The 26,116-nt window shown below is 41.3% G+C and carries 26 protein-coding genes and 1 tRNA gene; 15 read left to right on the top strand and 12 right to left on the bottom strand.

Going from position 1 to position 26,116, the window contains the following annotated elements:
• Window positions 1–6: 6 nt before the first annotated feature.
• From JOC33_RS07690 to JOC33_RS07670, 5 genes are all read right to left on the bottom strand, one after another.
• On the bottom strand, window positions 7–1,512 hold the full coding sequence (locus tag JOC33_RS07690) for a tripartite tricarboxylate transporter permease (protein WP_239534115.1): 1,506 nt from the start codon (window positions 1,510–1,512) through the stop codon (window positions 7–9).
• A gap of 31 nt (window positions 1,513–1,543) precedes the next feature.
• Window positions 1,544–1,963 (bottom strand): tripartite tricarboxylate transporter TctB family protein, encoded by a 420-nt coding sequence (locus tag JOC33_RS07685; protein ID WP_239534062.1) that lies wholly within the window; start codon window positions 1,961–1,963, stop codon window positions 1,544–1,546.
• Window positions 1,964–2,064: 101 nt separating this feature from the next.
• The gene (locus JOC33_RS07680) at window positions 2,065–3,042 is read right to left on the bottom strand and encodes a tripartite tricarboxylate transporter substrate binding protein (RefSeq protein WP_205091910.1); all 978 of its coding nucleotides are present in this window, start codon (window positions 3,040–3,042) and stop codon (window positions 2,065–2,067) included.
• A gap of 183 nt (window positions 3,043–3,225) precedes the next feature.
• Entirely contained in the window at window positions 3,226–3,906 is a 681-nt protein-coding gene (locus JOC33_RS07675) for a response regulator (RefSeq protein WP_205091909.1), read from the bottom strand.
• Window positions 3,907–3,922: 16 nt separating this feature from the next.
• On the bottom strand, window positions 3,923–5,533 hold the full coding sequence (locus tag JOC33_RS07670; protein WP_205091908.1) for a sensor histidine kinase: 1,611 nt from the start codon (window positions 5,531–5,533) through the stop codon (window positions 3,923–3,925).
• 344 nt (window positions 5,534–5,877) lie between these two features.
• Here JOC33_RS07670 and JOC33_RS07665 point away from each other — a divergent pair, with 344 nt between their 5' ends.
• On the top strand, window positions 5,878–7,851 hold the full coding sequence (locus JOC33_RS07665; RefSeq protein WP_205091907.1) for a methyl-accepting chemotaxis protein: 1,974 nt from the start codon (window positions 5,878–5,880) through the stop codon (window positions 7,849–7,851).
• A gap of 88 nt (window positions 7,852–7,939) precedes the next feature.
• Here the strand turns inward: JOC33_RS07665 and lexA are convergent, their stop codons facing one another.
• Window positions 7,940–8,563, bottom strand: a complete 624-nt coding sequence (gene lexA, locus JOC33_RS07660) for a transcriptional repressor LexA (protein WP_205091906.1) — start codon at window positions 8,561–8,563, stop codon at window positions 7,940–7,942.
• A 301-nt stretch (window positions 8,564–8,864) separates the two neighbouring features.
• On the opposite strand from lexA, the gene JOC33_RS07655 reads away from it, so the two are divergent.
• The 5 genes from JOC33_RS07655 (at window position 8,865) to JOC33_RS07635 (ending at window position 12,987) form a co-directional block, all read left to right on the top strand.
• Complete coding sequence (locus tag JOC33_RS07655) at window positions 8,865–9,518, top strand: YneB family resolvase-like protein (protein WP_205091905.1); 654 nt, start codon at window positions 8,865–8,867, stop codon at window positions 9,516–9,518.
• A gap of 111 nt (window positions 9,519–9,629) precedes the next feature.
• The gene (locus JOC33_RS07650) at window positions 9,630–9,863 is read left to right on the top strand and encodes a DUF896 domain-containing protein (RefSeq protein ID WP_205091904.1); all 234 of its coding nucleotides are present in this window, start codon (window positions 9,630–9,632) and stop codon (window positions 9,861–9,863) included.
• A gap of 188 nt (window positions 9,864–10,051) precedes the next feature.
• Window positions 10,052–12,061: a transketolase gene (gene tkt / locus JOC33_RS07645; protein ID WP_205091903.1), complete on the top strand. Its 2,010-nt coding sequence runs from the start codon at window positions 10,052–10,054 to the stop codon at window positions 12,059–12,061.
• A 201-nt stretch (window positions 12,062–12,262) separates the two neighbouring features.
• Window positions 12,263–12,685: a sporulation inhibitor of replication protein SirA gene (gene sirA, locus JOC33_RS07640; RefSeq protein ID WP_205091902.1), complete on the top strand. Its 423-nt coding sequence runs from the start codon at window positions 12,263–12,265 to the stop codon at window positions 12,683–12,685.
• A gap of 74 nt (window positions 12,686–12,759) precedes the next feature.
• A complete protein-coding gene (locus JOC33_RS07635) occupies window positions 12,760–12,987 on the top strand; it encodes a YneF family protein (protein ID WP_420825703.1) in 228 nt (75 codons plus the stop codon).
• A 43-nt stretch (window positions 12,988–13,030) separates the two neighbouring features.
• Here JOC33_RS07635 and JOC33_RS07630 read toward each other — a convergent pair whose 3' ends face one another.
• The gene (locus JOC33_RS07630; RefSeq protein WP_205091901.1) at window positions 13,031–13,258 is read right to left on the bottom strand and encodes a hypothetical protein; all 228 of its coding nucleotides are present in this window, start codon (window positions 13,256–13,258) and stop codon (window positions 13,031–13,033) included.
• A 256-nt stretch (window positions 13,259–13,514) separates the two neighbouring features.
• Here JOC33_RS07630 and JOC33_RS07625 point away from each other — a divergent pair, with 256 nt between their 5' ends.
• The 3 genes from JOC33_RS07625 to JOC33_RS07615 all read left to right on the top strand — a co-directional run bounded on the left by JOC33_RS07625 (window position 13,515) and on the right by JOC33_RS07615 (window position 15,276).
• Entirely contained in the window at window positions 13,515–14,219 is a 705-nt protein-coding gene (locus tag JOC33_RS07625; protein WP_205091900.1) for a cytochrome c biogenesis CcdA family protein, read from the top strand.
• A gap of 72 nt (window positions 14,220–14,291) precedes the next feature.
• Window positions 14,292–14,744, top strand: a complete 453-nt coding sequence (locus JOC33_RS07620) for a Na(+)/H(+) antiporter subunit B (protein WP_205091899.1) — start codon at window positions 14,292–14,294, stop codon at window positions 14,742–14,744.
• Between the two features lie 46 nt (window positions 14,745–14,790).
• Window positions 14,791–15,276: a CcdC family protein gene (locus tag JOC33_RS07615; RefSeq protein ID WP_205091898.1), complete on the top strand. Its 486-nt coding sequence runs from the start codon at window positions 14,791–14,793 to the stop codon at window positions 15,274–15,276.
• A gap of 16 nt (window positions 15,277–15,292) precedes the next feature.
• On the opposite strand, the gene JOC33_RS07610 is transcribed toward JOC33_RS07615, so the two are convergent.
• Window positions 15,293–15,724, bottom strand: coding sequence for a DUF2621 family protein (locus JOC33_RS07610; protein ID WP_205092461.1), 432 nt, complete (start codon window positions 15,722–15,724; stop codon window positions 15,293–15,295).
• A gap of 106 nt (window positions 15,725–15,830) precedes the next feature.
• Window positions 15,831–15,927, bottom strand: a tRNA-Sec gene (locus JOC33_RS07605).
• A gap of 154 nt (window positions 15,928–16,081) precedes the next feature.
• Between JOC33_RS07605 and JOC33_RS07600 the strand changes: the two genes are divergently transcribed.
• Window positions 16,082–17,182: an ATP-binding protein gene (locus JOC33_RS07600; RefSeq protein WP_205091897.1), complete on the top strand. Its 1,101-nt coding sequence runs from the start codon at window positions 16,082–16,084 to the stop codon at window positions 17,180–17,182.
• 179 nt (window positions 17,183–17,361) lie between these two features.
• Entirely contained in the window at window positions 17,362–19,278 is a 1,917-nt protein-coding gene (selB, locus tag JOC33_RS07595; protein ID WP_205091896.1) for a selenocysteine-specific translation elongation factor, read from the top strand.
• A gap of 165 nt (window positions 19,279–19,443) precedes the next feature.
• Here the strand turns inward: selB and selD are convergent, their stop codons facing one another.
• Entirely contained in the window at window positions 19,444–20,496 is a 1,053-nt protein-coding gene (selD, locus tag JOC33_RS07590; protein WP_205091895.1) for a selenide, water dikinase SelD, read from the bottom strand.
• 134 nt (window positions 20,497–20,630) lie between these two features.
• On the opposite strand from selD, the gene JOC33_RS20525 reads away from it, so the two are divergent.
• Together JOC33_RS20525 and selA are read left to right on the top strand one after the other, a co-directional pair.
• On the top strand, window positions 20,631–20,870 hold the full coding sequence (locus JOC33_RS20525) for a SelT/SelW/SelH family protein (RefSeq protein ID WP_338054488.1): 240 nt from the start codon (window positions 20,631–20,633) through the stop codon (window positions 20,868–20,870).
• 92 nt (window positions 20,871–20,962) lie between these two features.
• On the top strand, window positions 20,963–22,363 hold the full coding sequence (gene selA / locus JOC33_RS07580) for an L-seryl-tRNA(Sec) selenium transferase (RefSeq protein ID WP_205091894.1): 1,401 nt from the start codon (window positions 20,963–20,965) through the stop codon (window positions 22,361–22,363).
• Here selA and JOC33_RS07575 read toward each other — a convergent pair.
• Complete coding sequence (locus JOC33_RS07575; RefSeq protein WP_205091893.1) at window positions 22,351–22,458, bottom strand: small acid-soluble spore protein P; 108 nt, start codon at window positions 22,456–22,458, stop codon at window positions 22,351–22,353. The two genes, selA and JOC33_RS07575, sit on opposite strands and share 13 nt — an antisense overlap.
• A 104-nt stretch (window positions 22,459–22,562) precedes the next feature.
• Here JOC33_RS07575 and JOC33_RS07570 point away from each other — a divergent pair, with 104 nt between their 5' ends.
• Complete coding sequence (locus JOC33_RS07570; protein WP_205091892.1) at window positions 22,563–22,820, top strand: hypothetical protein; 258 nt, start codon at window positions 22,563–22,565, stop codon at window positions 22,818–22,820.
• 49 nt (window positions 22,821–22,869) lie between these two features.
• On the opposite strand, the gene sspO is transcribed toward JOC33_RS07570, so the two are convergent.
• Entirely contained in the window at window positions 22,870–23,019 is a 150-nt protein-coding gene (gene sspO / locus JOC33_RS07565) for a small acid-soluble spore protein O (protein WP_205091891.1), read from the bottom strand.
• 189 nt (window positions 23,020–23,208) lie between these two features.
• Here sspO and acnA point away from each other — a divergent pair, with 189 nt between their 5' ends.
• A complete protein-coding gene (gene acnA / locus JOC33_RS07560) occupies window positions 23,209–25,917 on the top strand; it encodes an aconitate hydratase AcnA (protein ID WP_205091890.1) in 2,709 nt (902 codons plus the stop codon).
• Window positions 25,918–26,116: the final 199 nt, after the last annotated feature.

Raw genomic sequence — 26,116 nt, 5'->3', positions numbered from 1 at the left:
ACCTCCTTAAGAAGTTTTTGTGAATTTTTCCTCAGCGCTATTTTTATTGTTTCTTTTTTTATTTACAAGTTTGATGATCAATGGATAACAAAGGGAAAGGATAGTTAGAATCATCAAGGCAATACTTACTCCGGATGAAAAGAATATTCCTAAACTGCCGCTTGAGGATAATACTGCCATTCGAAAGTTCTGTTCCATGTCAGCTCCAACAATTAATGCAAGCACAAGAGGGGCGATGGGAAAATCCAGCACTTTCATAAATAGTCCAAAAACACCAAAGATAAGCAATAAAAAGAAATCGATTGTGGAATAACTTAAGGTGTACGTTCCAATAAAGGCAAGCAGTACAATGATTGGGTAAAGCACTTTTGCAGGCGTATCGAGAATTTTCACCAATAAGCCTACTAATAGGATATTGATGATCACCAAAGCAATATTTCCTATAAACATACTGTTAATCAACGCCCATACTGTATCGGGCTGTTGTTCGAATAACAAGGGGCCTGGCCGCAATCCGAGCATGATCAAGGCACCTAACATAACAGCGGTGGTTCCTGAACCTGGTATTCCCATCGTCAGAAGCGGAATCATTGCTCCGACGGAAGCTGCATTGTTGGAAGATTCTGGCGCGGCCAACCCTTCTACGGCCCCTTCCCCATATTCTTCCGGGTTCTTTGCCAGCTGCTTTTGGGTCGTATAGCCAATCATTGATGCAATCGTGCCACCAGCTCCTGGTAAGACCCCAATAAGAAAGCCGATAGGACCACTTCTGATAATAGGCCATTTTGATCTTTTCCACTGATCTTTAGAAAACCAGACTTTACCGACTTTCTTTTTTTCTTTCTTTTGCTGATCGATATTTAAAAAGTTATAAAGTACTTCTCCGATTGCATATACACCGATGATGACGATTAAAAAGTCGATGCCATCACTGAAATGGGGAATGCCCATCGTGAAACGGTAAACACCTGTCTGGGTATCGATCCCGACTGTTGCCAATGCAAGACCGATCATCATGGCAAGAAAGCCTTTGACCATTTTTCCGACAGACAGTGCTACGATAGCTGAAAGAGTCAAAAGCATAAGCAGGAAATACTCGGCAGGACCGAACTTCAATGCGAAGTTTGCCAGAGGTTCAGCAAGGAAGAGGAATCCGAAAACAGCCATGATTCCTCCGATAAAGGATGCAACCGCAGATATGGCTAAAGCAGGTCCTGCCTGTCCTTTTTGCGCCATCGGATAACCATCAAAGGTCGCGGCGATTGCTGAACCATCCCCAGGTGTATTCAAAAGGATGGAGCTCCTGGAACCACCATACATAGCTCCATAATAGATAGCTGCCATTAATATAATGGCACTGACGGGATTCATACTGAATGTGATCGGTATGAGAACAGCTACTGCTGTTGCAGGACCAAGGCCAGGAAGCATACCGACAACCGTTCCCAAAAACCCTCCGATGACAATCCACATTATGTTAACCGGCTGTAAAGCGATGGATAGTCCGTCCATAAAACTATTAATATCCAAAACAGGTCACCTCCTAAGGTAAACTAACTCCAAGCAGCTCGCTGAATGCGTACCAGGAAATAATTGAAAAACTAAGTGTTACAACGATGTTAACCAGCCATTTCTTCCTACCATTTATATAGAATAGAAGGGCGCCTAAGTATAGGACAGTTGATACGAGAAAGCCGAGTATATTAAAAACAAAGGCATATACAACTCCAAAAAGAATTGTAAAACCGATCAATTTCGGAGTTCTTCCAGTTATGATCTGCCTGATATATTCATTGTCCTTATCCAAATTTTTCAGTTCCTGGATAAAATAAATCAAACTGAATAGTAGCATGAATATACTTAGTCCAGCTGGAAAATACATAGGGGCATTGGGGTTGCCCAGGTTTGCTTTCGGCAGGTTGAAGGATGCAATCAGGAAAGTAATACTATATAATATCAACAAAATGGGAACTCCTATCTTAATTCCTTTCAATGTCATTCACCTCATTCCAGGAAAGAATTTGCCTGCTGCCAATTCATGACAACAGGCAAGTTTTTGGTCAATCAGTTAATTAATCCAGAATCTTTCACAAGCTTTTGATATAATGCATGCTGTTCTTCCAAAAAGGCTTTCGTTTCTTTACTATTTTTATAGAACCCTTCCCAATCGTTATTATCTAATACTTTCTGCCATTCTTTCGTTTCAACCAGTTTGCTGAGTTTTTTGTCCCAGTAGGCAATCTCTTCTTCTGTCATATCTGGAGGTCCCATGATTCCTCTCCAGTGGGGGAAGACCATATCCACTCCTGCTTCTTTCCATGTAGGAACATCTTCTATACCTTTTACTGGTTTCTCAGAAGATACAGCAAGGATTTTGAGTTTGCCTGCAAGGTGCTGGTCTTTTACTTCGGACAGGGAAGTGGTTACAGCATCCACATGGCCGCCAAGAAGGGCAGTTACTACATCTCCACCGCCTTCATATACTAGGAAATTTAACTCTGATGGGTTGATTCCGAATTCGCTGGCAGCCTGGACCAAGGATAAGTGATCATCATTACCAAGTCCCGGACCCACGCCAATTTTGATGGAGGAAGGATCTTTTTTAGTTGCTTCCAGAAATTCAGAAGCTGTCTTGAACTTTGAATCAGCAGGAACAGCCAGGGCTTGCCATTCGGTTGCCAGTGTGGCTATCGGGGTAAAGTCTTTGTAAGTGAGTTCACTCTGGCCAAGAAGATTGTTAGTAAGAACAAGGCTTGAATTAACAGCCAGAGTATGGGAATCTTGTGACTTTAAGTATTGCCAGCCAACTTCTCCGCCTCCGCCAGGTTTATTGACGACATTGATATTTTGTTTGACTAAGTCCTGGCCAGTTAAGACGTTTTCCAATGATCGCGCAGTAAGATCCCAGCCACCGCCTGGCGAAGCAGGGGCAACAATTTCAATATTGTTAGTAGGGTATTCTTTATTACCAGCGGCATTTCCTGAACATGCTGCCAATAATAATACCAGTAAGAGGAAGGGGATTAATCCATGTTTTTTCATAACATTCGCTCCTTTGTATTTTTTAGCATCCACAAAGCAGTACTGCATGTTGAAAATGTGAATGACTAATTACACTTATCCTAACTTCCTTAACGAACGAGTGTAAACGTTTTCAAAATAATGTTTTTTAAATATTTAAAAAACATTTTGTGCATTTTGTTCACAAAATGTTTTAAGGAAGATTTATTTGATATAGTAGCGCCGCTCTGGTCTTCCGACAATTCCATAAATCTGTTCCACCCGGGCTTCACCCGCTCCGACTAAATATTCCAAATATCTTCGTGCAGTAGTTCTGGAAGCACCAATTCTTTTACCAGATTCTTCAGAAGTTATCCCTTCAGCTTCTTCCTTTAATAATTGTTTGATTTTTTCAAGGGTCCGATAATCTATCCCAGTGGGCAGGGAAGTTGCAGACTGATTTCCGGGCTGGTTTTCAGATGATCCAAAAACTTGAATAAGGATATCTGAGTTAATTTCATCTGTTGCTTGAAGCATTTTTTTCTTCTTTATATACCCGTTCAATGAAGAATGGAATTTTTCCATGGTAACCGGTTTTATCAAATAATCCTGGACACCATATTGGATTGCTTTTTCTAAAAATGATTTATCTGTTGCTGCTGTGATCATAATAATATCAATAGCAGGGTGTTTTTCTCTAATACTATGGAGCATTTCTGTTCCCAGCTTATCGGGCATATATACATCCAGAAGGAGCAAGTCAGCATCCTTTTGCTCCAATAAGTTTAACGTTTCTTCTGCGTTTAGTGCTTTGCCTACAAGCCTCATATTTTCCATCTTTCCAATGAATTCTTCATGAATTTGGGCCACCCGAAAGTCATCTTCAGCGATGATTACTCGAAACATTTCCACTCACTCCTCTTTATAATAGTTTAGCCTGACTTGATATCTTGGGCAGTATCACCGTAAATATGGTCCCTTCCTGCTCATTACTGGAGACTTCAATGGAACCATTGAGATAGTTTATTTCTTCCATTACATTGGAAAGGCCATAGCCTCTGTTCTTACCTTTTAAGGAAAATCCTTTTTGAAAGATTTTCTCTTCCATTCCATTTTTCAGTCCTGAGCCCTCATCCGCAATCTCAAATACGATATCATTTCCAAGGTCAGTTATGAAGAAACTGACCTTCTTATTTGGCTGATTCGAAACGGCATCAAATGCGTTGTTGATCAGATTTCCGATAATAATAAGAAGAGGGGATAGGCCGATGTGATCCGGTAACCTGTGAAGGGAGCTGCCTTCTTCAATAATAAAACTGATTTTCTTTTCGGATGCTTTGGCGAATTTACCAAGCAATATCGCCTGGATTTTTTCATCTCGGATTTCTTTGAAGAACATTTCCGTAACCTGTCCCTGTATTTCAGCTTCTTCCTGTATCAACGTAATAGCTTCTTGATATTTACCAAGTTGGATTAGCCCCATAATGACGTATAATTTACTGGTGAATTCGTGAGCCTGTGCACGTAGATCTTCAGAATACTGTCGTACCTCAGAAATAGCATCGATCATTTGCTTGATCTCCGTTTTATCGCGAAAGCTTACCACTGTCCCTGTTCTCTTGTCATTTTCCAATATTGGGCTGCTGTTGATAATGACTGTTTTATCGTGATACTGTAACTCTTTATTGACAAGACCGCGTTCTGAGTTTACCAGTTCCAAGAGTTTCGGAGAGGAAATCACCTCAAAAATACTTCTTCCTTCCACGAATTCAGGCAGGTCCAGTATTTCTCTTGCTGACATATTTGCCATGGTAATTCTCCCACAGTGATCAAAAGCGATCATCCCTTCTTTGACTGACTGAAGAACAGCATTTCTTTCCCTGTATAATGCTGCTATATCGTAAGGCTCCAGTCCAAGTGTATCTTTTCGAATGCTGCGCGCTAACAAAAAGCTTCCAGCTATACCAAGTATGAAGACTCCAGCTGATGCCGCGATGATTTTTTTAATATCATTGGAAATCTCCTGATATATGGTCTTCATTTTAAACTCGACTGCTACGGATCCTTCCACCTTCTTATAATCGCCGTAATCGATAATGATAGGGGAAATCCCCTTTAGAATCTGGTCATGTTCATTTTCGTTATTATACGTGGAGTAATCACTGCCAAAAACCAAGGCACGATAATGATCTTCCCTGACTGCTGTTCCAGGGGCATCATCCCCTGCGTATCCGTAGATCTCTCCTTGCCTGTTCAGGATTTTTATCGTAGCCGCATCAACTTCTTCCATGATCTGTCCAGCTAAATCGTTCATTTCCTCTGTAGGATTTCCGGAGATGAATGCATCCTGAATGGCAGGCATGTAAGAAAGCGTAATTGCTGTTTGCACGGCAATGTTTTCTGAGTTGCGCACATCTTCCTTTGATTCCATGTAAACGATCATAATTGTTACAAGACTAAGCACAAGCAGTAATAGAAAAGTGACCAAACCCAAAATCTTAACCTGCAGAGATACTCGTAGTAGTTTTTCCATACATCCCCCTTGAAAAAGAAATACTATCCTGTAATTCTAGCAATTTTGCAAAATTAAGACAATTTCTGCTTGTTTAAAAACATGCCCTGCTGGTGATAGGACACTGAAAAATGCGGTTTGCATATTACAAAATACCTATAAGTAACCTCAGGAAATCATAGGTAAAATGATACATCTTATTGATTTTCCGTATATGCTGCCGATATAAAATGTAGATCATCAGGAAGGGGAAATTAAAGGTGAGTATGATGGAGTTTATATCAGTAGTAAGGAGGTCAGGAGAACTGCAGGTACAACAATAAATACATAATGAGCAGGGGAACAATACGGGGAGGTCAGAGAGATTGAAAAAAATATTTCCATTTAAAAAATCTAAGTTACGTACCAAACTTATAATATCATTTTTATTTATTTTACTAATTCCAAGTGTAGCAATCGGATTCAGTTCTTATCAAAAAGCTCAGGCGGTTTTAGGAGATGAAATTCTTGAAAGTGCGAAAGAAGACGTAAATCTAGTAAATAAGAAAATAAACGAAACCTTTGAACCTAAACTGGTTGATGTCACTTTCTTCAGTAAGCTAAAGGTAAGTAACCATGAAGAAATTTCAGATCAAATTCATGAACAATTTGCTCAATACTTAGAACTTCATCCTGGGGTATCAGCTGTTTATTTAGGTACTGATGCAGGAGATATGGTAGTTGAACCCGCATTAGACTTGCCGGCTGATTATGATCCGAGGGAACGTGAGTGGTATAAAAAGGCAATGGAGAGCGAAGGTGAAGCCGTCATTACTGACCCATATGCTGATGCAGCATCGGATGCGATGATGATAACAATCGCGAAGTCTACGGCGGATGGAGCAGGGGTTATCGGGATTGATATTAATATTACTAAGATCGCCGAGTACACCAATGCTTTTGCTATAGGGGAAAATGGCTATGTGATTTTGCTTGATTCCCAAAATAGATACCTCGTGCATCCGACCAATAAAATAGGAACCGATCCAGAAGAAGAATGGACAGAGGCCGTTTTTAATAAGGATAGTGGGAAATACTCTTATACGCTTGATGGGGAAGAAAAAGAGTTAGCTTTCACAACCAATGAAATTACAGGCTGGAAGATACTGGGCACTATGTATAAAAATGAAATAACTGCAGCATCTTCGGATATTCTGATGACAACTTTACTTGTTATTTCTGCAGCTTTAGTAGCGGGCATCATGATAATTCTTATAATAGTAAGGTCTATCACACAGCCACTAACTTCCTTAACGGCAAGTGTGAAAAAGATCCGGGAAGGTGATCTATCACAGCCTATTGAAACGATTTCTAAAGATGAAATTGGACAGCTTGCCCAAGGTATAACAGATATGCAGAACAGCCTTAAAGAAGTCATCAATAATTTATCAAATGCATCAGAAAACTTATCTAGTCATAGTGAAGAATTGACCCAGTCAGCAACAGAAGTGAAAGATGGTTCCACACAAATTGCTTCCACTATGCAGGAACTTGCTTCAGGTACGGAATCACAGGCAAACAATGCAAATGACCTGTCAGTAGTAATGGAATCCTTCATGACTAAAATGCAGGAAGCGAACGAAAACGGTGAAGGTATTTACCTATCTTCTAAAGAGGTACTAAATTGGACATCCGAGGGTGCTGAGTTGATGGAGGGATCTGTCCGGCAGATGTCTGCCATCGATAAAATTGTACAAGAGGCTGTCCAGAAGGTGAAGGGGTTGGATGCCCAGTCACAGGAAATTACAAAACTGGTTTCTGTCATCAAAGATATTGCGGATCAAACCAACCTGCTGGCATTAAATGCAGCCATTGAAGCTGCTCGCGCTGGAGAACATGGAAAAGGGTTCGCAGTCGTGGCTGATGAAGTAAGAAAGCTCGCCGAACAAGTTGGCGTCTCTGTCAATGATATTACAGGTATTGTAAACAGCATACAGATAGAGACAACGGGAGTGGTCGAGTCACTGGAAGGTGGTTATGAAGAAGTAGAAAAAGGTGCAGCACAAATTAAGACTACCGGGGAAACCTTCACTGGAATTGACAAGGCTGTAAAAGAAATGGCAGAACGCATAAAAACAGTAACAAATAATTTAGCAGCAATGGTCTCAAGCAGTCAAGAAATGGGTACTTCTGTTGAAGAAATTGCCTCTGTAGCTGAAGAAGCTGCAGCGGGAGTTGAACAGACAGCAGCTTCTGCCCAGCAGGCAAGCAGTTCAATGGAAGAAGTTGCGGGAAGCTCAGATGAACTATCCCGCTTAGCAGAAGAATTAAACGGCCTGGTACGAAAGTTTAAAGTTTAAACAATAATTCCAGATGAAAAGGACCAAGTCAGCATAATGCTGGCTTGGTCTTTTTTTGTCCAATCACCGGGTTAATGAATGCCTTCGTTTAGTGGATGGTACGGTATAGACCAACTACTTTACCGAGTATATAAACGTCATTCAGTAAAATCGGTTCCATAGTGGCATTTTCCGGTTGCAGGCGGATATGGTTTTTCTCCTTGAAAAAACGCTTGACGGTCGCTTCTTCATCCTCTGTCATCGCTACGACGATTTCCCCGTTTTGAGCAGTCGACTGCTGCCTTACAATTACCATGTCTCCATCCAGTATACCTGCTTCAATCATACTTTCTCCTTCTACGACAAGTACAAACGTATTCTCTGTGCCACCGGCAAGACTGTCAGGCAGTGGTACATATTCCTCTATGTTCTCTACCGCAGTAATAGGGATACCAGCAGTAACCTTACCTATAACAGGGGCATAGGCAGCTTCACTTCGAGGGATACTCTGATCTTCTTCAAGCTCTAAAACTTCAATTGCCCGAGGTTTAGTGGGGTCACGACGGATGAAACCTTTTTTCTCCAAGCGGGCAAGATGCCCATGGACCGTAGAACTGGAGGCCAGTCCGACAGCCTGACCGATCTCACGGACAGAAGGTGGATAACCTTTATCAAGTACCTGCTCTTTTATAAATTCAAGTATTTCCTGCTGACGCTTCGATAATTTATTCATATAAGGCCACCTCGTACATATGTTTTTATTAATCACATTGTACCACGAACAAACATCAAAATACAAACATTCGTTCGAATAATCACTTGACAGGAACGAGTGTTCGTATATAATTAGAGTTAGAAAATACGAACACAGGTTCTTGAAGGAGGGGTAAGTATGTTTGAAAAGTTATCAAAATTAGACATTACTTATATACTGTTATTCGTAGGGAGTCTAGTTTTTTTATACGCTGCAATTGCCGTCAGCAGTTAAATATAAAAGCCTATCAATAATGCATCGAGTAAATGAGGGAACAGGAATGAAAGCAATCATCTATTGCCGCGTCAGCACAGAGAAAGAAACACAGGTCAGTTCACTGGCCCGTCAGGAATCAGAACTTACAGCCATGGCAAAAAATGAAGGTGTGGAAATCGTCGATGTCGTTAAAGAGAAAATGAGCGGATATGACATCGAACGGGAAGGAGTTTTCCGGATGCTTGACCTATTTTCAGAAGGACAAGCAGACACCCTCTTAATTCAGGATGAAACACGGCTTGGAAGAGGGAATACGAAAATCGCCCTGTTCCATCAGCTGCAAAAAATGGGGGTACAGGTGCTATCTCTTACTCATCAAGGGAAACTCCAATTGTCCGAATCGGATTCCATGGTGCTCCAAATCGTCAGTATTGTGGAAGAATATCAGAGGAAAATTCACAATATGAAAATCAAACGGGGTATGAAACAAGCTATCAAGGATGGGTTTGATCCCGGCGCGAATCTTAGTAATCAAAACCTCGCTAAAGGGCGGGAGCGTAAAGAATTCCCGGTTGAGGAAGTTGTAAGGTTGCGTAATAATAAGCTCACCTTCGCTGAAATTGCCGCTACACTTCGCGGGCTGGGACACGACGTATCCAAAGCGACTGTACACAGGCGCTACAGGGAATACGTGGCGCTTGAAAAACAGCAGAAATAACGTTAATATGTGTAAAAGGACAAGGGTCATCAGGCACTTGTCTTTTTCATGGACTAAGATTAATAGCCGTAAGAGTTGCTTGGATTACCAGGCAAAAAGGAGTGTGGCATTATGCTATCGAAAGAAAAAATTTCTCGAATCAACGAGCTTGCCAATAAATCAAAAAAACAGGATTTAACAGAAAGTGAAAAGAAAGAGCAGAAACAACTGCGACAGGAATATTTAAAGAATGTAAGAAAATCATTCAAGAATCAGCTGAAAGGGATGACTGTCATTGATCCGAAAGGAAACGACGTTACCCCTGATAAGTTGAAACGGATGCAGAAAAATGAAAAAAAGCATTAAACCTTAAAAGGACTGCTTCTTCGACATTATAAATTGGGAGGGGAAGCAGTCCTTGTTTATTCAGGGTTATTCGGGGCAGGTTAACTAATGGAAATTTTTAAAATGCGTGGACAATGCTTGTCTCGGCGTCTTTTTCATTATAGGATAATAATTGGTACATACAGCTGTTAGAAAGGGGAATGTATTTCATGTCAAATAGTATCGAGCAAAAATCTATTAATACAATTCGTACGTTGACGATTGATGCTGTCGAGAAAGCAAACTCAGGACACCCTGGTATGCCAATGGGGGCCGCTCCAATGGCCTATAATTTATGGACAGAACATATGAGCCATAACCCAAATAACTCTGATTGGTTTAACCGGGATCGTTTTGTATTGTCAGCAGGGCATGGTTCTATGCTGATCTATAGCCTGCTTCATTTGTCCGGTTACGACGTCTCTGTAGAGGACTTGAAAGAATTCAGGCAATGGGGTTCAAAAACGCCTGGACATCCCGAGTTCGGGCATACAGATGGTGTGGAAGCGACCACTGGTCCACTAGGTCAGGGAATTTCTATGTCTACAGGTATGGCTATGGCTGAAGCACACCTTGCCGGGAAATATAATACTGCAGACCATAAAGTGGTTGATCATTACACGTATTGCATATGCAGTGATGGTGATTTGATGGAAGGTGTCTCCCAGGAATCTGCTTCACTTGCCGGTCATTTAGGGTTAGGGAAGTTGATCGTACTGTATGATTCCAACGATATTTCCCTTGATGGTGATTTGAATCGCGCTTTCTCCGAAAGTGTTGAGGATCGCTATAAAGCATATGGATGGCAGGTCATCCGTGTGGAAGATGGAAACGATGTAGAAGCGATCCATAATGCAATTGAAGAAGCTAAAAGCAATACTGACCAGCCAACAATGATTGAAGTAAAAACAATTATTGGTTATGGTTCACCGAATAAATCGGGTAAATCGGCTTCCCATGGAGCGCCTTTGGGTGAAGAGGAAGCGACAGCTGCTAAACAGCATTACAAATGGGAGCATGAAGAAGCATTTCATGTGCCTGATGATGTCTATCAGGATTTCAAACGAAAAATTGTTGACTCCGGTGAACGGGCGGAGAAGGAATGGAACGAATTGTTCGAAGCCTATAAATCTGCCAATCCGGAATTAGCTGCGGAACTTGAACGAGCCATTAACGGTGATTTACCGGAAGACTGGCATAAAGCACTTCCAGTTTATAAGGCCGGAGAAGATAAATTAGCCACCCGTGCCTCTTCCGGGGAAGCAATAAATGCTTTATCTGAAGCAATTCCATATTTCTTCGGTGGAAGTGCTGACTTGGCTGGTTCCAATAAGACAACTGTCAAAGGGGAAGATGACTTCTCGAAACAAAATTATGCGGGACGAAACGTTTGGTTTGGTGTCCGTGAGTTTGCCATGGCCACTGCGCTGAATGGAATGGCACTTCACGGCGGCCTGAAAGCTTATGTAGGAACATTCTTTGTTTTCAGTGACTATATGCGTCCAGCCATTCGTCTTTCTGCACTTATGAACCTGCCAGTAAACTATGTATTTACACATGACTCGATTGCTGTCGGTGAAGACGGTCCGACACATGAACCGATTGAACAGCTGCCATCACTTCGTGCTATGCCGAACTTGTCTGTCATTCGCCCGGCAGATGGCAATGAATCCAGTGCGGCCTGGAGAGTAGCTCTTGAGTCCAAAACAACACCAACGGCATTTGTTCTGACTCGCCAAGGGCTTCCGACACTTAAAGGTACTGCTGAAAAAGCATATGAAGGCGTTAAAAAAGGCGCGTATGTCTTAAGCCCTTCAGATAAAGAAACACCAGATGGGTTATTGCTTGCGACAGGGTCTGAAGTACAGCTTGCTGTTAAAGCCCAGGATGAGTTAAAACAGAAAGGCTATGATGTCAGTGTCATCAGCATGCCTTCCTGGGATCGCTTCAATACTCAATCAGAAGCGTACAAAGAAAGTGTGCTTCCAAAAGCAGTCACCAAAAGGCTTGCTATCGAAATGGCTTCCCCGTTCGGATGGGAACGTTATGTAGGCATAGATGGTGAAGTAATTGGTATTGACACCTTTGGTGCTTCAGCACCAGGAGATGTGGTAATGGAAAAATACGGTTTCACTGTGGAAAATGTGGTTGCCAAAGCAGAAAAACTGTTTAATAACTAATATACCTGGTAACTGACATAATTAACCGGCAAGCGCTGTCTTATATTAGCGGCGCTTGTCTACTTATGAATAATGTCGAACTAATGCTTCTTATGTGAATACATACAATTCGACAAAACTCGATGTTTTCTTTTTCAGCATGCGACAGATTAATCAGGCGATTCCCGTTATAATATCCCTCATACAGGAGGGGTGGACCTGATGCATCTTTATTATGTTTATGCGATGAAAGAAGAAGTATCCAAAGAATATTACTATAAGACGGAGCTGTTGTTCCGTTTTTTAAAAGAATATCACCGAAACTCCCAACTTGAATTATATAAACTGCAGTTCCATTTTATAACTGAGCCATTTCCTTTGATAGACTTAGTCCGAATTCTCACCCGGTATCCCAGGGAAAGGATGAGCCTTATCCATGGACGCAAACTAACGAAGTGGGTTGAAAAGCGTGGTATAATAGAAATAACGAACGATATGTGTCTCATTCAGTGTGAAAGTTTCATGGAAGCAGAGCAGATGCTGTTTCAAAAATTGAGAGATATTGACGGATGTTTCTTTATAGCCGAATTTCATCTTGATCATTATGGATGGGTTTCCCCGCAAAGGAAAGAAATGCTATTATGATGGACAGGCTATTGTTTTTGTAATGCTGTTTTACTATACTGTATGGGAGACAACATGAAGGAGGAAGACTTAGAATGAGTTTGGGTATCGTATGGGTAATCACTATCGCTGTTTTGACTTTACTAGGTGGTGTCGCCCTGGGTTTCTTCATTGCGCGAAAATATATGATGAATTATTTAAAGAAGAACCCTCCAATCAATGAACAAATGCTGCGTACATTGATGATGCAGATGGGACAGAAACCATCGCAGAAGAAAATCAATCAGATGATGCGCTCCATGAATAATCAACAATCCAAATGACAAATACAAAAACCTTCTTTCTATGATGAGAAAGAAGGTTTTTTTATAGCTTATTGAATTGGGAGTCAGACTCTTCATAATTATTATTTATCCATAATTTTATGTTCGTCAATAGTGTAAAAGTATAAAAGAAATTGAGGGCAAGTACCGTAGCCAGGAGTGAATAGTCATCAAAATAGATTGTTTCATAATCTTTTATTGCCATTACTATAGTTGACTCGATGACGAGAAGGACGAAGCTCATCATTATCGATACAGCTACTCTTATCATTACGGAATTCCCTCCTTAGACGATTTTGAATAAAGCATTATAAAACGAAAAGCAATACAGAACGCCGGAATAAATTTACTATAATATAATTTCACAAAGTGTTCAATTTTTTCTTCAGCTGACATAGGAATAGGCTTTAGGAGGAACGAATGAAGAAGAGCAGGTAAGGGTTCATGAATTATCTGGATTGTTTAATCGTTTTTTCCTTTTTGGTTTGATAAAATAGGTTGGTAATGTAGAAGAGAGGTAGGGTTCTATGTCAGATATCAATATTTTTATCGCTTTCGGAGCAGGTTTTTTATCTTTTATTTCACCTTGTGTGCTCCCGTTATACCCAGCTTTTTTATCTTATATAACAGGTATGAGTGTCCAGGAATTAAAAGAAGACAACGCCATGCTGAAGCGCGCCAGTCTGATTCATACCTTGATGTTCCTGTTAGGGTTTTCCAGCATTTTTGTCATGCTAGGGTTCACTGCCTCGTTTATTTCCGAATTACTAATGGAAAACAGGGACATTATTCGACAGCTTGGTGCCATCCTAATCATCTTTTTTGGTTTTGTAATTGTCGGATTATTCAATTTTGACTTTTTAATGAAAGACAGGAAAATCACCTTCAAGAACCGCCCTGCTGGTTTTATTGGATCCTTTTTTATCGGAATGGCGTTTTCAATGGGTTGGACACCTTGTACAGGACCGATTTTAATGGTGGTCTTAAGCTTGGCAGCCTCTAATCCTGAGCTAGGAATGATCATGATGATTTCTTATTCTCTGGGCTTTTCCATACCATTTTTTATCTTATCGTTTTTTATTGGGAAAATGCGCTGGATAAGAAAAAACAGTACGAGAATTGTCAAAATCGGTGGATATGTTATGATCCTCATTGGAGTTGCGCTGTTTTTTGACTGGATGACGAAGTTAACATCGTATCTCGCAAGCCTGTTCGGCTTCCAGGGATTCTGATTCAGCAGGAATGATGGATTTCGACAAAAAGTTATATTATCATATTAATAACAGCATTAAAGGGGTATTTTTATGAGAATTAGGACGAACGATTTGATTTTAAGAACCACCACTTCGATCATCGCTTTTATTTTGCTGGGTTTTTCTTTGTATCTCTTCTTTGCAGGACATAACAAACCTGGAGGCGGGTTTATCGGGGGGTTAATGACTGCAGCTGCCATCGTGCTGATGTATATGGCATATGGGCTCGAGACAATGAAGAAAATCCTGCCGTGGAACTTCCGTTATTTTATTCCCGCAGGCCTGTTGATCGCTTTGGTCACAGGCATAGGGTCCTTTTTATTCGGTCAGCCATTTTTGAGTCATACTTTTGCTTATTTCCAGTTTCCTCTTGTAGGGAAGACAGAACTGGCGACGGCTATTTTATTTGATTTAGGCGTTTATCTGACAGTTATCGGTATCACGATGACTATCATCCTGACAATTGCAGAAGACGATGAAGAGCCAGCAAGCAATGTGGAGTAGGCACTAACTTTAAATGAAAATGGATGTAGGAAATGAGTGAAATGCAATGTTTTGGTTGGTAGCAAGTACGGTCCTGGCTGCCTGCATGGCAACAGGGATGATTTTTATCCGGATGAGAGCAGCCAGACGGCCGGCAAGTGTCAGAAAAATAATCTTGCCTCCTTTATTTATGAGTACAGGTGCGTTAATGTTTTTCGTTCCGATGTTTCAGGTAGAATGGGCACAGGTTGCTGAAGCAATAAGTGTTGGTATTCTGTTCTCCTTATTCCTTATCAAAACATCAACATTTGAAGTAAAAGAAGGAGAAGTATATCTGAAGCCTTCGCGCGCATTTGTATTTATCCTGTTTGGTCTGCTTGCTTTACGTATCGTCTTGAAGATGATAATCGGACAAAACATTTCCCTCGGCGAAACGAGCGGTATGTTTTTCCTTCTTGCTTTCGGTATGATCATCACCTGGAGGTTAGCTATGCTGTATAAGTTTTTAAAAATTGAAAAGACCATGAAAAGAAGCCTGTCTGGATCCTCGTGATCAGACAGGCTTCTTTTCATCGTTCGAATAAAGACTGATAAGGGGCTAAGTCGATTTCTTTCTGATTTAGCGTTTTAATAAGAAATTTATGATCCCGTTTTGGGGTTGCCAGAATATAACCTTCGATAATGACATCCTGCGTGATTTTTTCTCTTTTTTTCTCGAGAGCTACCTCACCAATTTTACTTGCTATCTTTTGGCGGGCTATATCACGGAACAATTCCGGGACCGGAGCTACCAGCTCTTCAAGCAGTTTTTTTTCCTGAGTATTCCACATATGACATGTCTTTTCTAAGTAATATTCTTCCCAATCCATTGTCGATTTACCGTCTTCTTTCGGCAGTCGCTTCAGGAATTTCCGGAACATGAAAAATCCGCCTATGGCTAATAGAATGATCATTATGAACGCCCAGCCAATGATAAAAAACGCAAATCCTCCTGACATAATACCACCTGTTTCATCATAGATTATCAATAGATGTATTTATTTCACATCTTAGGTCTAAAGTTTTATCTTTTTTGTCGTTTATAGTATGATGAAAAATAAGAAATATTGGCGGGACTGTGTGGGAATCGAACCCACCTGAGACGGCACGCGCCTCACAGGCAGTTTTGAAGACTGTGGCCAGCACCAGCATAGCATCCAGCCCCACAATTTAAGACTATTGACATAAGCAATTATAAAAGTTTAAGAGAAGATTGACAAGCCTTTCATGACTGACCTATCACAGGTTGTGTCCTTTTCTTCTTGAAGTGGCTTTTAAAAATGAGATACGATATATTTAGATAGAAAGGGGCGGGTAGGATGGGAAACCATGATATTGGATCAGCTTCCGATAAAAATGGAGATGGCTATCACCATCCATTTGATAATATAACCTCTCTGCCCGATTGTTTCCAGTCGTGGTTTGAATATAATAGCAATGATTTAATTACTGTTTTTGATGTCGAAGGAAAAATAAAGTTTGTATCCAAATCAGTCCAGCGCTGGTTAGGTTATGAAGCTGAAGAGATTATTGGTTCGCCTGCCAGAGAAATCATTCATATAAAAGATCATGAGAAAGTGAGGGGACTGATAGGGAAAAAACCGGATCAGACCCACCATGCAAACTTGCTCGTTAAAGACAGGGAAGGCAGGTATATTCTCATGCGGGCGGTGATTTCTAAAAAATATAACCCTCAGGACGACCGGAATTATATCCTTTCCGTCGCTCACCATATCACCGACAATGAAATGATGCAGGAGCAAATCCTTCATTCCGAAAAAATGACCGTTGCAGGCCAGCTGGCCGCAAGTGTGGCGCATGAAATCCGCAACCCACTGACCTCACTGAAAGGTTTTCTCCAATTATTACAGGCAGGAATTCAAAAAGAAGAAGAGTATTATAAAATCATGCTGGAAGAAATCGATAAAATGGAAGCAGTGACTTCTGAGCTTTTGTTTGTTTCCAAGCCTATGACTGATGAACGCGGAAGTGAATCCTTGAAAGAGATGCTTGAGGACGTCATTACCTTGATGGATACCCAGGCAAAAATGCAAAGTATTACTATGCGGGCTAAATTAGAAGAAGGTATCCATATTTTTTGTGACCGTTCTCAAATCAAGCAAGTATTTATTAATATTATTAAGAATGCCATTGAAGCAATGCAAGAGGGTGGATTATTGGAAATCACTACAAGAAAAGATGGAAATCGGGCACTGATTGATGTCATAGACGAAGGCCCTGGGATACCGGAAGATTTATTGAAAAAAATCACCGAACCATTTTTCACTACCAAAAAAAATGGTACAGGACTGGGCCTGATGATCAGCAATCAAATTCTTGATAAACATAACGGTTTTATGAAAATCAATTCAAATCCAAACATAGGTACCACCTTTCGACTGGTATTGCCTGCAGAGTGATACCTGTGACACGTTTGCCTGGCAAGCGTGTTTTTATACTATACGAAGGTTTAACTTTATTAAAGTATTAGTAAAACTTAGGCTTTCGCCAAAAGTACTTGGTGACAAGCCAAGTTTTTCTGACATGAAGCGCTTGCTTTTCTATTTTCTAACCCTCAATGTCACCAGGAGGTTAAACCATGCAGCATAATTATTTCACTATCGGTATGGCAGGGCATATCGATCACGGCAAAACTGCACTCACGAAAGCGCTGACGAAAGTAGATACGGACAGGCTTAAGGAAGAAAAGGAACGGAACATCTCCATCGAGCCAGGCTTCGCACCCCTCAAACTGAAAAACAAGTCCACACGAATTTCAATCATCGATGTGCCTGGTCATGAAAAATTCATCCGGCAAATGATTTCTGGTGTCGCCGGTATTGACTTAGTTCTTATCGTCATTGCAGGCGACGAAGGTATCATGCCCCAGACTAAAGAACATATGGATATCCTGTCATTATTAGGTATTGAAGAAGCGATCATCGTGATTACAAAAACAGATCTAATCGATGAAGAGCTGAAACATTTCGTTAAAGAGGACGTATTGTCATACATAAAAAATAAGAGCTATCGAAAGGCAGATATTCTTTTTGTTGACAGCCTCACAGGGAAGGGTATCAGAGAATTAGAACAGCTGATTGAACAAAAACTTTCTTCCATGAAGCCGAGGAGCAGTAAAGGTTCTTTCCGAATGCCTGTTGATCAATCTTTCACAATTAAAGGTCAGGGAACAATTGTAAGAGGGACAATTTATGAAGGAACCATTTCAACTGAAGAGATTATCACTCTTTTGCCCGAGGGGAAAAAAGCACGTATCAGACAAATGCAGGTACAGCATGAACCTGTCACTAAAGCTTATGCAGGTCAGCGTGCAGCCATTAATCTTGCTGATGTGGAGAAGGAAGAAGTAAACCGAGGGAATGTCATGGTTAAGAGTGATCATTTTCTGGTGACAACAACGATTGATGTTTTCTTCCAAGTCCTGCAAGGTATTCGTCACCCCATTAAGCAACGGTCACAGGTGAATATTTATACCGGTACAAGTGAAGTTACGGGAACAATTATTTTGTTTGACCGTAATGAAATAAAAGACGGGGAAACGGAAATCTATTGCCAGTTCCGTCTTGCCGCTCCTGTTGTGGTACGTCGGGGGGACCGTTTCATATTAAGACGACCGACCCCGGCCGAAACAGTAGGTGGAGGCCTAATCATTGATCCGAAAGGCCAGAAATATAAATTTGGGGATGAAACAGTTCAGAAACTAAAAGAAAAAAGCAAGCAATCGCCAGAGGAAATTATCGAATCGTTATTATCAGAGCATGGGGGGATGAATGAAAAAGATCTACTCGCGGAAGTGGCGATAACCAAAGAATACCTCCGAAAAATTCTTTCTAAAAAGCAGGAGCTAGGCAAACTTCTTTTCGTGCGTAACGGTTATATACTTACCAGCAGCGAAGAAGAATGTTATGCACAGTTTAGTACGGAGTTGCAGAACTTTCATAAAACCTATCCTTTACGGTTGGGTAAAAATAAACCAGAAGCAGCAAAGGCCTTGCCGTTTAGTAAAGAAGTCGCCGCGGAGCTGATCGAGAAATGGATAAAAGAAGGTAAAATTATTGCCTCCAAACAATTTCTTGCTGTTCCAGGATTTCAGCCATATTTTCCTCCTGAATGGGAAACCAGTATGGAGCGGCTGGAGGAAGAATGGATGAAAGACGGACTCGAAGTCGATACTTGGAAAGCCTATGGTAACAAGCATGGTATACCTGAAAAGTGGATGGACGAATTGGCGGTTTATTACCGCCAGACCGGGGGAGGATGGCAAATCGATGATAAACATCTTATATCGATGATCCCTATTAGAGATAAGTTCCAAAGTTTATATGGAGTCAGCGAGGATTTGTTTTCCCTGAAAGAAGCAAAGGAAATATTTTCAGTTTCACGCAAATACCTGGTGCCACTCCTTGAAAAAAGCGATGAAAATGGGCTGACAATAAGAAAAGACGGGATGAGAAAATGGTTGAAATCCCCTGATGCTTTTTTTAAAGATATATAAACTAACCTGGTCTGGTGCCCATGTGCTCAGATGTGAATCGTCTGCCATTAGGCTGTAACTTATTAATTAAAGAAAACAAAGGTAAAAACTACTCCGGTAAACTTCATGTTTTAAACCGGAGTAGTTTTCTATGTTCTTAAGCTTATGAACAGCAGGGGTTCCATTTTATGAGACATAAATGGATTTATCATTTTGTTCGATAACTTCACCAATAATGGATGCTTCAAAATCACTTCTCATTTGGAAATTTTTAAGAAAGTCTTCTGCCTCCCCATAAGGCATGGCAACCAATAGCCCGCCAGATGTAATGGCGTCGCACAATATAAGCTGTTGCACAGAAGTGATGCTTTTCTTATAACTCACTTTGTCATAGAGCCATGCATGATTGGATTTTGTGCCGCCTGGAACTACGCCTGATTCAGCAAGGTTTTCTGTTTCTTTTAATATGGGTACATCGCTATACCGGATATTCATACTAACCTTACTCCCGGCAGCCATTTCATAGGCATGACCTAACAAACCAAATCCTGTGACATCGGTTACTGCGTGGGTGTGATAGTTATGAAGCATTTCAGAAGCAGTCTTGTTTAACTGAGCCATCACATTTGTCACGATTTGGATCTGCTCCGGCTGTAATAGCTCTTTTTTAATAGCAGTAGTCTGAATCCCAACACCGACAGGCTTTGTCAGGAGGATGGCATCCCCTTGCTTAGCGGTGGAATTTTGAAAAATTTTCTTGGGGTGGGCAATACCTGTGACAGCCATGCCGAACTTCGGCTCTTGGTCATCAATAGAATGACCGCCAATAATGTCTCCGCCTGCTTCGGTCATTTTGTCATATGCGCCCTGAAGGATTTTCCCTAACATGTCTGGACCTAACTTTTTAATCGGATAACCGACGATGTTCAAGCCTGTTTTGACTATTCCACCCATAGCATAAATATCGCTTAAGGCGTTAGCTGCTGCAATCTGCCCAAACCAATAAGGGTCATCCACGATTGGTGTAAAGTAATCGACGGATTGAATCAGTGCAATTTCATCCGTAAGCTGATAAACTCCAGCGTCGTCATTAGTAGAGGAACCGACAAGTACATTCGGGCTGCTTTTAGCTGTATTGATTTGTCGCAGCACGTGCGACAGGTCTTCTGGACCTATTTTGCAGCCTCAGCCAGCTTTTGTAGATAAAGCTGTTAAACGGATTTTTTCTTCCTGGCTCATTTTCCCACCTCCTTAGAGAAATTATAATATAACAGGAACTCTAAGGGAAACTTATTACAGCCAGGTTGGATTCGTTGCTTTGTTTTTAGAATTTTTTTATAGTTAAGGAAAGCATATTTTGAGGAGGAATTCTGATGTCCTACAAGGTTTCGATTGAATTTTGTATGCAGTGAAATTATGCTCCTAAAGCTGCGAGTTGCGCAGAACAGTTATTCAACCATTTCCGAGGGGGAGTCACCCAATTAACCCTTGTACCTAGTTCCGGCGGGGCTTTTGAAGTCACTGTTAATGGGAAGAAGATCTACTCCAAACTAGAGTCAGGCATGTTTCCCGAGGTGGAGACGTTGATAAGTCAGATGGAAGAGGATAATTAAGATAAACAGCCGTTTCTGATAAAGAGGCGGCTGTTTATCTTTTTCTTTCAAATGGATATACTGGAGAAAATGATTTAAAGGATGATGAAGACGTGGAAGATCTTTTGAGGAAGTTACCACCTGTACACGAATTGCAAAGGGAAAGTTCCCTTTTGTCCATCCTTGATAAACATGCTGTTACAAAAAAACTTTGGACTTCCTGGATCCAGCGGGCAGTTGATGAGGTAAGAAAGGAAATTCAATCATTAAGCTATAATGGCCCTCATGAATTGAAAATGGAAATAATAAGTCGTGTACAGGGAATCGCAGAAACCTGGGCATCTCCCAGGCTTCAAAGGGTAATCAATGGAACAGGGACAGTAATACATACGAATTTAGGCCGTGCCCGATTGAGTGATCAGGCTGTCAAACAAGTCAGCACCGCAGCTCGTCATTTTACTAATCTGGAATTTGACCTCGAAAAAAGCACAAGAGGGTCGAGGCATACCATTATAGAGGATTTGATCAGGGAAGTTACAGGTGCGGAAGCAGCAATTGTTGTTAATAATAATGCCGCAGCCGTTTATTTTGTTCTAAGGACTTTCACTAAAAATAGGAAAGTAATTGTTTCTCGGGGAGAGCTTGTAGAAATCGGCGGCAGTTTCCGAGTGTCGAGTATAATGGAAGAAAGTGATGCAATACTTACCGAAATAGGAACTACCAATAAAACTCATTACACGGATTATTTGCAAGCAATTGATGACGAAACAAGAATGATAATGAAAGTTCATACCAGTAATTTCTTTATTAAAGGATTCACTGAATCACAGTCCAGTAAAGTGCTGGCTCCTTTAGCAAAAGAAAACGATTTAATCTATTATGAAGACCTGGGCAGCGGAAGCCTTTATGATTACCGGGCGAGCGGGATCGGCACTGAGCCTGTCGTAAAAGAAGTGGTTCATGATGGTGCTGACCTGGTATCTTTCAGTGGTGACAAATTATTAGGAGGTCCCCAGGCTGGAATTATTGCCGGAAAAAAACAATGGATTGATATTCTGAAAAAACATCAGCTGGCAAGGGTATTAAGAGTAGATAAAATGACGCTAGCTGCCTTAGAATCCACTTTAAAAGATTATTTAAAGGGAGAGGAGGCATTGCAAACCAACCCTGTATGGCGCGATATTAAAAAAACTCAAGAGGAAATAAAGACAAAGGTGGATAAGTTCCTGAATAGCGCGGATTCCTGTCATGGTATACATTTCGAAGGAAGACCATGCATTTCAAAAGTAGGAGGGGGCACTATGCCGGATGTGGAGCTGGCTAGTTATGGAGTTGCCGTCTATTCGGAAAACATGACAGCCGGAGAGCTGGAGCGCTCTTTACGCAGACAGCGTCCAGCCATCATAGGAAGAATAATGGACGAAACGTTTTACCTCGACTTTAGAACAATCGGTGATTCTGAAATCGAAGAAACTATATCTGCTTTCCAACAAATTTCCGATTACATGTCGTGAGAAGCATGTTTATTTTGCCGGGAGTGATTTTTGTTTTTTACTTTTTTGGAACCCTTTAATGGCTGGTTAGGCTTTTTTTCCTTTTGATGAGTCATTTTTCATTCACACTCCTTTCCTCATTAGCATCAGCCGATTCCATGTTCTCTATGTATGGATTTGACTGGATATGTACATGCTAGTCAAAAAAAGAGGTGGACATGTGAGTTATCATCAAAATAAACAAGAAGCTTTTCAACACGCTTCCAATAAAGTCAATGAAGCAGAAAGGTCTAGTGAAAGAGTGCTGTCATCCATTGGAGAAGCGGATTACGGCCGCGAGCTTGCTCATCTGAAGGAAGAAATCAACCAGGCTTACCAGCAGGTGGAAAAAGCCTTGACGGTGGCCAGTGAACATCAGGAAGAGCAGTTGATATCCTACAAAAATCAGCTTGATAAAATTATGAACCACATACAATAAGACAGACGTCCATTCAAGGGCGCCTGTCTTTTGCTTTTGTAACTTTGATTTATTGATTCTTCTTTCTTTTTTTATTGAAATGTCTTTCCTCGGAACTCAACGGTCTATTCTCGGCAGTCTCGTTATAACCTGCTCCGTTTCCCTGTGCTTTCGCAGCATTCATCCCTGGGCGGACGTGGTTGGCTTTGTCTTTTGTCATGGCTTTTCACCCCCTCAACCATAGTGTGACAAAATGCGACCGATTTATTTTACTTCTCCTATGTTTTCATTTACAATGATAGGTGCATATTTGTGGGCTTTTTACTTAAAAAGTAACAAATGAACCATTGGGGATGTAGAAACAGCAGTGTTTCTACGTTAATTTAAACAGAGGGGGTAATAGGAGAATATGGCAAACAATAATACTTACCAATCACGCAAACAATTTGAACTGAATGGTAAAACTTACAATTATTATCAATTAAAAGCATTAGAAGATGCAGGACTTGGCAAGATATCCCGTCTTCCATTTTCCATTAGGATTTTGCTTGAATCTTTACTTAGACAACATGATGGCCGTGTCATCAAAAATGAACATGTAGAAAGCCTTGCTAAATGGGGAACCAAAGATGCAAAAGGGGAAGATGTCCCTTTCAAGCCGTCTCGTGTAATCCTCCAGGATTTCACTGGTGTTCCTGCTGTAGTTGACCTCGCTTCACTAAGAAAAGCGATGGTTGATATGGGGGGCAGCCCTGATAAAATCAATCCTGAAGTACCTGTAGATCTAGTCATTGACCACTCAGTACAGGTTGATGCTTATGGTACGGAGAAAGCACTTGAAGTAAATATGGAACTTGAATTCGAACGTAACGAAGAACGTTATGAATTCTTGCACTGGGCACAAAAGGCGTTTGATAACTACCGAGCCGTCCCACCTGCGACAGGTATCGTCCATCAGGTGAACCTCGAATACATTGCAAATGTTGTCCATACCGTGGATAACGAAAACGGAGAAACCGAAACTTATCCTGATACATTAGTTGGTACTGATTCCCATACAACCATGATTAATGGTTTAGGCGTACTCGGCTGGGGAGTCGGCGGTATCGAAGCCGAAGCAGGAATGCTTGGCCAGCCATCTTATTTCCCTGCACCACAAGTTGTTGGTGTGAAGCTGAAAGGTAGCTTCCCTGAAGGGACAACAGCTACAGACCTTGCACTGAAAGTGACACAAAAACTACGTGAAAAGAAAGTTGTCGGCAAATTCGTTGAGTTCTTCGGTCCTGGCTTGCAGGATATGCCGCTTGCGGACCGGGCAACCATTTCCAACATGGCACCTGAATACGGTGCTACTTGCGGGTTTTTCCCTGTCGATAATGAATCCCTTGAATACCTGCGCCTGACAGGACGCAGTGAAGAGCACATCGATCTAGTGGAAAAATATTGCAAAGAGAACCAGCTTTGGTATTCTCCTGAGCTTCCGGATCCAGAATTCACAGAGCTAGTGGAAATTGACCTTGCTGAACTTGAGCCTAACTTGTCTGGTCCTAAGCGTCCACAAGACCTGATTCCACTATCTCAAATGAAAAAGTCTTTCAACGATTCACTGACTGCACCTACTGGTCCGCAAGGCTTCGGACTGGATGAAAAAGAGATCGATAAAGAAGCTAAAATCGAGCATCCTAACGGAAAGACATCTACAATGAAAACTGGTTCCGTAGCAATCGCTGCAATCACATCCTGTACGAACACATCCAACCCTTACGTTATGCTTGGAGCTGGGCTGGTAGCTAAAAAAGCAGTCGAAAAAGGCTTGGAAGTCCCTGCCTACGTTAAAACGTCTTTGGCACCAGGTTCCAAGGTTGTTACCCGTTACCTTGAAGACTCAGGTCTAATGAATTACTTGAACAACTTAGGCTTCAACCTGGTTGGATATGGCTGTACAACTTGTATTGGTAACTCCGGTCCGCTATCTCCAGAAATCGAGGAAGCGATTGCCGGAAACGATCTGACTGTTTCTTCCGTGTTGTCCGGAAACCGTAACTTCGAAGGACGGATTCATCCATTAGTGAAAGCAAATTATCTTGCTTCACCACCTCTTGTTGTAGCCTATGCATTGGCTGGAACGACAGACATTGATCTTTATAATGAGCCGATTGGTAAGGATAACGATGGAAACGATGTTTTCTTTAAAGATATCTGGCCGTCCATGGATGAAATCAAGGGTGAAATCTCCCGGGTTGTAACTCCTGAAATCTTCCGGAAAGAGTATGAGCGTGTATTCGATTCCAACGAAAAGTGGAACGAAATCGATACAACTGATGAGCCGTTGTATGATTGGAACAGTGATTCCACTTATATTCAAAATCCTCCATTCTTTGAAGGATTATCAAAGGAACCGGATACAGTGAAACCTCTCGAAAACCTGCGTGCAATTGGTAAATTCGGTGACTCTGTAACTACCGACCACATTTCACCAGCAGGGGCTATACCTAAAGATATGCCTGCCGGTGAATATTTGCAGGAGAAAGGTGTAACTCCTCGTGACTTCAACTCTTACGGTTCCCGTCGTGGTAACCATGAAGTTATGATGAGAGGTACATTCGCTAATATCCGCATCCGTAACGAACTGGCACCTGGCACTGAAGGTGGCTTTACCACTTACTGGCCGACTGAAGAGGTTATGCCTATCTATACTGCTGCCATGAAATATCAGCAGGACAATACTGATCTTCTGGTTATTGCCGGCAAAGATTATGGAATGGGAAGCTCTCGTGACTGGGCGGCCAAGGGTACGGATCTACTAGGCATTAAAACTGTCATCGCAGAAAGCTTTGAGCGTATCCATCGTTCTAATCTTGTCATGATGGGTGTATTGCCGCTTCAATTCCAGGAAGGCGATACAATTGAATCCCTCGGTCTTACCGGACGGGAAACTTTCAATGTAGAAGTGGGAGAAGACGTGAAACCACATGACCTCTTGAATGTAACAGCCGTGGATGAAGATGGCAGCAAGAAACAGTTCAAAGTTGTCGCGCGCTTTGACAGTGAAGTGGAAATTGATTACTACCGCCATGGTGGTATACTTCAAATGGTGCTGCGTAACAAACTTAACTAAGTAAACTTTTCAATCCGCATAGCCGCCGGCTATGCGGATTGTTTGTTTTTTGACAAAAATGTAACCATAAAAGCCTTTACAATATGTCAACCACTCCATAAACTAATAATGAAGTGATTTTTAAGGAGTAATAAAAATAAATCAACAGCAGTTTACATATTAATTAAGAAATGAGGAAGTTATTAAGGATGTGAGTCTA

The organism is Thalassobacillus pellis (assembly GCF_016908295.1).
GTDB classification, from domain to species: domain Bacteria; phylum Bacillota; class Bacilli; order Bacillales; family Halobacillaceae; genus Thalassobacillus; species Thalassobacillus pellis.
This window is presented reverse-complemented; position numbering and strand designations above follow the sequence as displayed.